The following is a 9,454-nucleotide window of genomic DNA, read 5'->3' as shown; positions in this document are numbered from 1 at the left end:
TTTTTAGAAAACACTATCTTAAATTATGTATCTAAACTGTCCACTTTTTGCTGACGATTTACACTAATGCTTCTTACAAAACTATTAATGAAAAAGATTTAGAAATTGCTGTCAGATATTTTCTTTTTTACAAAGAAAATATATTAACTAAGTTTAAAATATCAAGAAACACTGAAACAGACATTATTTTATCTATATACAATAGACTTCTACAGAAATACCCAAGTGTTTTTGCCAAGACAAGTATTCCAAGTTTTGAAGAAATGAAAACATTTTTTTTGGAAGAGTCACCATGCAATTATTAAAGAATATGTTTAAATTGCAGTGGTTTAAATTCAAAAGAAGTTTTTAAAAAACAAATTGAATACTATACAAAAGCTATACAATTTTAGAAAAACAAAAACGCATTGATTTAAAAACCAATGCGTTATATTTTAATTCAGTGGAGCCGCAGGGAATCGAACCCTGGTCCAAACAAGCAATCAAAGAGCTTTCTACACGTTTAGTTTTTGATTAGATTTTCGATATAAAGTTTTGCCAAAAACAGCCACTTTATACTTAACCTTTTAAGATTTCGAGTAACTTCCAAGGTACTATTTACTCTAGATTTACTTTTACGATTCCTTTTGTTAAAACGCCATAAATCAAGGCTTTTTTAAGGAATTTAGCTCTCCTATCTAATAGGACAAGGCTCAAATCTTACTATAATTCAGATTAAGCAGCTAAAGCGTAGTTTTCTTCGCCGTGTAAAAAAAAGTTCATTCATGATATTTACGAGCTGTGTATGAGCGCTCGACGTGCTTACTTTTCAATTCCACTCGCTGTCGAAACCGATCGGCCCCAAAAAGTGATACAAAATTAATAAAAAAAATCCTGCTTAACAAACAGAATTTTACATTTGAACTTTTAAGTAATCAACAAAACAACATAAACGTTTCAAAACCTAATCTAACCTTATTAAAACGTGAAAACTTTTAATACTCCCTAATTATTTTTGCCCAATAATTTAATAGTTTCTTGTTCAAATTTGATGCAAATAAATAGCAAAGTTTTTGTTTAAGCAATTTAAGGAATAAAACTTAACAAAATGTGAGCATAATACTCACTTTTTATTCATTTTAAGATAGATAGCCTTGCTTTATGGCTGCTTTTACTAAGCCTTTATCGTCTTCAACTTCCATAACTTGTTTCATTTTTGCAATACGTTTTTGTATAGCGCTGTATGAAATAGGTATAATTTTATCTAATTCTATAATTTTATATCCCTTAGATAAAAGATATAATATTTGTCTATTATAATCGTCTATTAATGACTTATCATGTAGTGATTCTATAAAGGTTCCTTGAATATAATCGCTGTAAATTTTATTATGATTTAATACATTTTCAATAAGTTTTTTAAGATTTTCTGGGTTTAACTCTCCTTTTGTATAAAAACCATCTGGTTTAGCTTCTTTAATAATGTCTAAAATAAAAATTTTCTCGGTATGAGCCGTTAATAAAACAATTTTACAAAATGGAATTTTTTTTCGAATTAAGCTAGCGACATCAATCCCGTTTTTTAATTTTTTTTGAAGATAAGCAGGTATATTAAAATCTAACAAAACAATATCGGTAAAAATAGCATTACTATCTGTATCAAAATAATTATATACTTCGGTACAATTTGTAAGTGTAACTATTTTACTTTGCGGGTAATTTTGTTTAATGATATTTCCATAACCTTCTAAAATAAAAGGGTGATCGTCAATAAGTACAAAATTCATAATTTTCTTGGTTTTAATTAGGTGTTCAATTTCTTGGAGTTAATCTAAGTTAAATCCAATTTGTCCATCATCTTCAATTGTTAACGAGCTTTCATCAACTGTATCGATAAATTCCTGTACTTCTTTGGCTTCTTGAACTTCTTCTTCATAAGGTAATGATTCTAAAAAGTTTATCATTTTAATTTTATCGCTTGTAAGTTGGTTTCCTTGGGCTTTTATGCCTTTAACAGATATAAAATCTTCAAAATTAACGGTTAGTGGTTCTTTTTCGATTCCTTTTACTTTAGCAAAGATAACTTCGGCAACCGGACGGTAATCTGTTGAAACTATTTCTAAACGAGAATAGGGATGTTCTGATATAAAAACATCTTCTTTACTAACCGATTCTACCAAAAAGCGTTTAACATAATATTTATCTTTTTCTGGATCAAAATAAATGCATGAAATAGGCTTTGTAGGAATCCATTTTTCTAACACAATTACATCATCATCAAAATGCGTTGTAAGTTCGGGTACAATTGTTTTTATTTTACCGCTTTGGGTAATAATAAGTAAACGATCTTCTGGTTTAAATTCTCCAAGCAACTCCCCTCTTCCATCAACGTTTAAGCGGTGTACGGTATCATCAAACCAAACCTTACGCGGTCTTAATGTTGATATTCCTTTTTCTTTTAGTTCTATTTTCTTGATTGGATATTTTGTAACGGTGTTTCCTTTTGATACCCTACCTTTTATTAATAGATCGGCAAAATCTAAATCGAATTTAAGTTTTTTTACATTGGTTAATTGTCGTAACAAAATTGTTACAACCTCTGCTTCACCATTTGGATTGCTTGAGAAATAAAGTACTTGCGAACCTGGTTTTTCTTGGGTTAAATCGTACACTTTATCTCTGGTAATTCCAGACACGTTAAAGCGTTTTACATAAGATGCACCGGCTTTACCATCGCGATAAATCATGTTGTAAATTGTACGTTTATCGTTTTTATTGAAAACAGCAGCGTGAATGATGTCTTTACCAACAAACTTTTTTTCTTCTATTTTAGACACGATCATGCTACCATCGCGCAAGAAAACAATTACATCGTCAATATCCGAACAATCTGCTAAGTATTCATCTTTACGTAAGGCAGTTCCAATAAAACCTTCTTCTTTATTAACATATAATTTTTGATTGCGTAGCACTACTTTGGTTGCTTCGATATTATCAAAATTGCGTAATTCTGTTTTGCGTTCTCTTCCTTTACCATATTTTTCTTTTAAGGTGGTGAAGAACGAAATAGTAAAATCAATAATATGCTCAATATTGTATTTTACTTTTTCGATATCGTCTTCTAAAGCATCTAATTTTTCTTGAGCTTTATCCAAATCGAAACGGGAAATACGTTTGATTCGTATTTCTGTTAATCGAACAATATCATCGGTTGTAACGGCACGTTTTAAATGCTTGGTATGCGGCTTTAATCCTTTATCAATAGCCTCAATCACCCCTTCCCAGGTTTCTTCCTGTTCGATATCGTGATAGATTCGATTTTCGATAAAAATGCGTTCTAACGATGAAAAATGCCATTGCTCTTCTAACTCGCCTAATTCAATGATTAACTCTTGTTTTAACAATTGAACCGTGCGTTCTGTTGACTGTTTCAGCATATCAGAAACACCGGTAAACAACGGTTTGTTGTTCTGAATGACACAACCTAATGGAGCGATAGACACCTCGCAATTTGTAAAAGCGTACAGTGCATCAATAGTTTTATCGGGCGAAACACCTGGTGGTAAATGAATTAAAATTTCGACATCAGAAGACGTGTTATCTTCTACTTTTTTAATCTTAATTTTACCTTTTTCATTTGCTTTTAAAATGCTATCAATCAGATTAGTAGTGGTAGTTGAGAAAGGTATTTCTTTAACTATTAATGTGTTTTTATCTAACTGTGAAATTCGAGCACGAACACGCACACGACCTCCCCGAGCACCATCGTTATAATTAGAAATATCGGCAATACCAGCGGTAGCAAAATCGGGATACAACACAAACGATTTACCTTTAAGAATTTTGATCGATGCATCAATTAACTCTATAAAATTATGCGGAAGGATCTTGGTTGATAAACCTACGGCAATTCCCTCTCCTCCTTGTGCCAATAATATGGGAAATTTAGCAGGAAGATTGATGGGTTCATTTCTACGACCATCGTACGACAACTGCCAAGGCGTAATTTTGGGCGAATACAAAACATCTAAAGCGAATTTACTTAAACGAGCTTCGATATAACGTGACGCAGCAGCATCGTCACCCGTTAAAATATTTCCCCAGTTACCTTGTGTATCAATCAACAAATCTTTCTGACCAATTTGCACCATGGCATCACCAATACTGGCGTCACCGTGCGGATGGTACTGCATGGTATGACCAACAATGTTAGCTACTTTATTGTAACGTCCATCATCTAACTCTCTCATAGAGTGCATGATTCTGCGTTGAACCGGTTTAAAACCGTCTTCAATAGCAGGAACTGCCCGTTCTAAAATTACGTACGAAGCATATTCTAAAAACCAGTCTTCGTACATACCAGAAACCTTTTTTATGGTTTCTGCTTCTGTGCTTTCTAAACTATTATGATCTAATTCGGGTTCGTAACCGTTTAATTCAGAATCTTCGTTATATTCTTCGTTATTCATTGTTTTATTATGCTGTTAACAGTAATATGTTAATCTTCTTTTTTGTATCCTTCGTAATAGTATGATTGTTCTATTCCTTTAAAAATCAAATCTCTGTTGTCTACATCAGTTGTTAAGTGCTGTAAAAGCAAGGTTCTTAATTCCAAATCATTAATAGGACTTCGTTCCATAGCTTGTAAATAAAGTGTTTTGTCAACAAATTGCCAATTTACCATTTTTTTCAGATTATTTTTTAACATCATATCTAACCAAATACGCATGGATCTTCCGTTACTTTCCATAAACGGATGTGCAATATTCATTTCCACGTATTTTGCAACGATTTCTTCAAAAGTACTTTCGGGCATCGCCTCAATTTTCACCAATATTTCATTGAGATATAAAGCTGTAGCAAACCGAAACCCGCCTTTAGAAATATTTGTTCTGCGTATCGTTCCTGCAAAATCAAAAAGGTTATCAAACAAATATTTATGAATTTGTTGTAATCCTTTGGTAGTGCCTACTTCAATTTCGTTTATAAATCCACTTTCAAATAAGCGATATGCATTTTCCAAACTTTTTTTATCGATGTTTTTCATTAAGATATTCGTTCTTATTTTTCCATTTTGAAGGCAAAACATTGTTAATTAAAACCAAGCCGTCCATTACTTTCCAAATATTTAGCTCAATAAATTGATATCCCATAAACCTACTATAAACCGTATCTTTTTTGTAAGACGATTGGTTTAAAAAGATTGGTAACTCTGCATTTTGAAATTCATATTCTACAGAATTTGGGGAAAGTTCCGGTAAAACTTTGAAATTATTAAAAGGGTTTAAAGGAGTTAATTTTTTACCCGAAATAGCAGAATAAGCCAGGTAATAATATTCATTTTGATAGGTATCGTTCAAAATATCTCCACACATTCGATTATTCCGATGAAATTCCGTATTAATTTCTTTAGTTCCTTTTAATAAATGTGTACTTGATCCAAATAAAATAATGTTGCTTTTATATCTTTCCTTTAAAAATGCAACATTACGAGCCATTACCATATCTCTATTGTTAATCGGTCTTTTTCCATCATTTTCTTCATCATTTCGAAAAACAAAACTTTCTAAAGTTTGCTGTAAAAAATAGTCCGATTCGGTTTTTGGCGTAAAATCACTCAATATTTTGTTTGAATAATGAACAATTTTAGATTTTATTTTTTCTCTGTTTCTGAATAGCGCTGTCAGACTTGTATCAGTTCCTTTAGTTAAATTAATAAAGAAATCCTGTTTTTCTTCATCTTTCAATACATTAACATTTTTCAAGTCTTCTTTAAAGTATTCTACAAATATCTCATTTTGAAAAGTACAATCAAACCCTACAATCATTATCGAATCACCTTTTTGATTTCTGTCATAAACATATTGATACAACTCGTCCATTTCTGGAAGATTCAACAGAGGATACATGGCTTTTTCGATATGAGAGATCTTTTTGTCTTCCATAAACCTTTGAAAACCTTTGTACAATCCGTACATATTTCCTTCTATCGCAATAATTTTAAATTGTTTTTCTTCGATTAACTTCTTAATCAAATCAAAGCGATATTTTGTAATGGTACTTTCTTGATGCGTAGGATCGCCCAATCCGATAATACTCACATTTTTTGGAAGTTGATCTACAATTAAATCGTTTACTTTAAAATCAATTTCTTGTGCTGCAACTAAATTAGTTACGAAAAACAAAAAAGATAGAAATAGGTGTTTTGTGTGTTTCATTTGGAATTATTCTTTTTATCTAATCTATAGCATATTATCAAAAACTGTTTTGTCATAATTTTTGTTTACTACACTAGGTTTCGCAACAAAAATATATGCCAAAACCCGACACTATATCCTTTTGATTCCCCGAATTTCATTCGGGGTTATAAACAGTCGACTCCTAAGGAGTCACCATTTTAAGTTTGAAAAATTGCTAAATCATTATTTTCCAAAATATTGTATTTAAGTTGTTTTAAAACTTACTCCACCTTATCTAATTCAACCTTTAAGTTATCAATGATAAACTCTTGACGGTCAGGTGTATTCTTGCCCATAAAAAACTCTAATAACTTTTCGATAGACGATGATTTATCCAACATCACCGGTTCTAAACGAATATCCTGACCTATGAAATTCTTAAACTCATCGGGCGAAATTTCACCCAATCCTTTAAATCGAGTAATTTCTGGTTTGGGTTTTAATTCTTCAATTGCATTGATTCGTTCTTGTTCCGAATAACAATAAATCGTTTTTTTCTTGTTACGAACACGGAATAATGGCGTTTGTAGAATATATAAATGTCCTTCTTTTATCAATTCTGGAAAAAACTGCAAGAAAAAAGTAATCATTAACAATCGAATGTGCATACCGTCTACATCGGCATCGGTAGCCAATACAATGTTGTTATAGCGCAAATCTTCATAATCTTCTTCGATATTTAATGCTGCTTGTAATAAGTTGAACTCTTCGTTTTCGTACACAATTTTCTTTGTCATACCATAAGTATTCAAAGGTTTTCCGCGTAAACTAAAAACGGCTTGTGTATTTACGTCACGAGATTTGGTGATTGATCCCGAAGCCGAGTTTCCCTCGGTAATAAACAAGGTACTTTCTAAACTGCGTGGATTCTTGGCATCTGTTAAATGCACACGGCAATCGCGTAATTTTTTGTTGTGAAGCGATGCTTTTTTAGCTCGATCTTTAGCCAGCTTTCGAATACCCGACAATTCTTTGCGTTCTCGTTCTGCCTGAAGAATTTTGCGCAATAAGGCATCGGCAACTTCAGGATTTTTATGAAGGAAATTATCAAGGTTTGTTTTAATAAAATCATTTACGAATGTACGCACCGTTGATAAATCGGGTCCCATATCGGTTGAACCCAATTTTGTTTTGGTCTGTGATTCAAAAACAGGCTCTTCTACCTTTAACGAAATAGCAGAAACAATGGATTTACGAACATCTGATGCTTCAAAGTTTTTATTGTAAAATTCCTTAATTGTTCGAACAATAGCTTCTTTAAAAGCTGTTAAATGCGTACCGCCCTGCGTGGTGTTTTGTCCGTTTACAAACGAATAATATTCTTCTGAATACTGTGTTTTACTATGTGTAACCGCAATTTCAATATCATTACCAGAAAGGTGAATGATTGGATAAATCATATCATCTTCGGCAATGGTTTCTTGCAATAAATCTTTCAATCCGTTTTCGGAAACAAACTTTTCACCATTGTAAATTATTGTTAAACCTTTGTTCAGGTAACAGTAATTTTTAAGCATTCGAACAATATAATCGTTGCGAAACTTGTAATTTTTAAAGATGGTTTCATCTGCCAAAAAGGTCACCTTTGTACCTTTACGTTTGGTGGTTTCAACCAATTCTTCTTCTAAAGTAAGATTTCCGGCACTGAATTCGGCTGCTTTCTGTTGGTTGTCTCGAACCGATTCTACTCTAAAAAAAGAAGATAAGGCATTTACCGCTTTAGTACCTACCCCGTTTAACCCGACCGATTTTTTAAAGGCTTTAGAATCGTACTTTCCCCCCGTGTTCATCCGTGAAACTACTTCTACAACCTTACCCAATGGAATACCTCGACCGTAATCGCGTACGGAAACCATGCGGTCTTTAACCGTAACTTCAATGGTTTTACCGGCGCCCATTACAAATTCATCGATACAGTTATCAAGCACCTCTTTTATAAGGATATAAATACCGTCATCGGGCGATGAACCGTCGCCTAATTTCCCTATATACATTCCCGGGCGTGTACGAATATGTTCTTTCCAATCGAGTGATCGAATGTTATCTTCAGTATACTGAGATTCTTGTAGCATAAAATGTAGTGAATTTCTGTAAAAATACTGAATTTATTGTAATTTTAAAAGTGATTATCATTCCTTTGAAGCTAATTTATCATTAATTTCTTCATCGGTTTTTGCAAAATGTACTTCATCTTCTTTATAAATTACACGCACGGTGTAATTGTTTGGTTGTATTGGTGTTCCGTACATTTCTGAATAATTTTTGGTAAACACTGCGCCAAAGTATAAAATTATTGCCGAATAGTATACCCAAACTAAAATTACTAAGACAGATCCGGCTGCACCATATAAATTTAATTGTGCAGAATTTCCTAAGTACAACCCAATAGCCCATTTACCTATCATAAACAAAACAGCTGTAAAGCCAGATCCAACGATTGTTTCTTTCCATCCTAACTTTCCGTCGGGCAGTGTTTTAAATATAAAACCGAAAATTACGGTGATGATAACTGCTACAACGCCAGTGTTTATCCACGAAGCTATTAGTACAGTATCGTCATGAAACAATCCGCTTAAATAATCGTATAAAAAATCAATGACCGAATTTATCATTAAACTTACCAATAAGATAAAGCCTAAGGCGCCAATCATTGAAAAAGATAACAACCTATTAATTACAAATTTAATAATTCCTTTTTTGGGTTTAGGTTTTAATTCCCAAATGTAGTTTATTGAACTTTGTATTTCTGCAAAAATTCCCGAGGCAGAAAACAATAATGTTATAGCACCTATAATAGTTGCAATGCTTAGGTTATTTGATAGCCTAATATTTTTTATGGCTTCTTGTATTTGAAAAGCTGCTTTATCGCCTACTAAATTTTGAATTTGACCAAAAAATTCGCCTCGAACGGCTTCTTCTCCAAAAAAATATCCTGCAGACGAAATAATTAATATGGCTAAAGGCGGTATAGAAAAAATAGTGAAATACGATAATGAGGCACTAAATTTTATGCAGTTATCGTCTAAAAATTCGTTTACAGAAACTTTGAATAAATTAAATATCCCTTTAAATTTTTCTTTAATCATAGATCATAGCTGTTTTTTTGATGTATTTATTTTTAAAAGTATCTATTTTAGCGTGAATTTGTAAATTACAGATGCAAAATTTATGGAATGTTTTTTAACTATGCGACACAATGAAATTGTAATCTGAAAAGATACAATTACGTTGATTAC

6 protein-coding genes and 1 other RNA gene are annotated in these 9,454 nt (G+C 32.2%); all 7 read right to left on the bottom strand.

What is annotated here, in order from left to right; genetic code table 11:
- Positions 1–440 precede the first annotated feature (440 nt).
- The 7 genes from ssrA to EG242_RS01005 all read right to left on the bottom strand — a co-directional run bounded on the left by ssrA (position 441) and on the right by EG242_RS01005 (position 9,304).
- Positions 441–842: a transfer-messenger RNA gene (gene ssrA, locus EG242_RS01035) on the bottom strand.
- 276 nt (positions 843–1,118) lie between these two features.
- Entirely contained in the window at positions 1,119–1,766 is a 648-nt protein-coding gene (locus EG242_RS01030) for a response regulator (protein ID WP_124898064.1), read from the bottom strand.
- A 39-nt stretch (positions 1,767–1,805) separates the two neighbouring features.
- Positions 1,806–4,448, bottom strand: coding sequence for a DNA gyrase/topoisomerase IV subunit A (locus EG242_RS01025; protein WP_124898063.1), 2,643 nt, complete (start codon positions 4,446–4,448; stop codon positions 1,806–1,808).
- Between the two features lie 29 nt (positions 4,449–4,477).
- Entirely contained in the window at positions 4,478–5,026 is a 549-nt protein-coding gene (gene fic, locus EG242_RS01020; protein WP_124898062.1) for a protein adenylyltransferase Fic, read from the bottom strand.
- Positions 5,010–6,197, bottom strand: a complete 1,188-nt coding sequence (locus EG242_RS01015) for an erythromycin esterase family protein (protein ID WP_124898061.1) — start codon at positions 6,195–6,197, stop codon at positions 5,010–5,012. The genes fic and EG242_RS01015 overlap by 17 nt, the downstream gene beginning before the upstream one ends.
- A gap of 242 nt (positions 6,198–6,439) precedes the next feature.
- Positions 6,440–8,290: a DNA topoisomerase IV subunit B gene (locus EG242_RS01010; RefSeq protein ID WP_124898060.1), complete on the bottom strand. Its 1,851-nt coding sequence runs from the start codon at positions 8,288–8,290 to the stop codon at positions 6,440–6,442.
- Positions 8,291–8,347: 57 nt separating this feature from the next.
- Positions 8,348–9,304, bottom strand: coding sequence for a YihY/virulence factor BrkB family protein (locus EG242_RS01005; protein ID WP_124898059.1), 957 nt, complete (start codon positions 9,302–9,304; stop codon positions 8,348–8,350).
- Positions 9,305–9,454 lie beyond the last annotated feature (150 nt).

The organism is Paenimyroides viscosum (genome assembly GCF_003858535.1).
Classification (GTDB): domain Bacteria; phylum Bacteroidota; class Bacteroidia; order Flavobacteriales; family Flavobacteriaceae; genus Flavobacterium; species Flavobacterium viscosum.
Note: the sequence above shows the minus strand (reverse complement) of the source record. Positions and strands in the feature narration are given on the sequence as shown.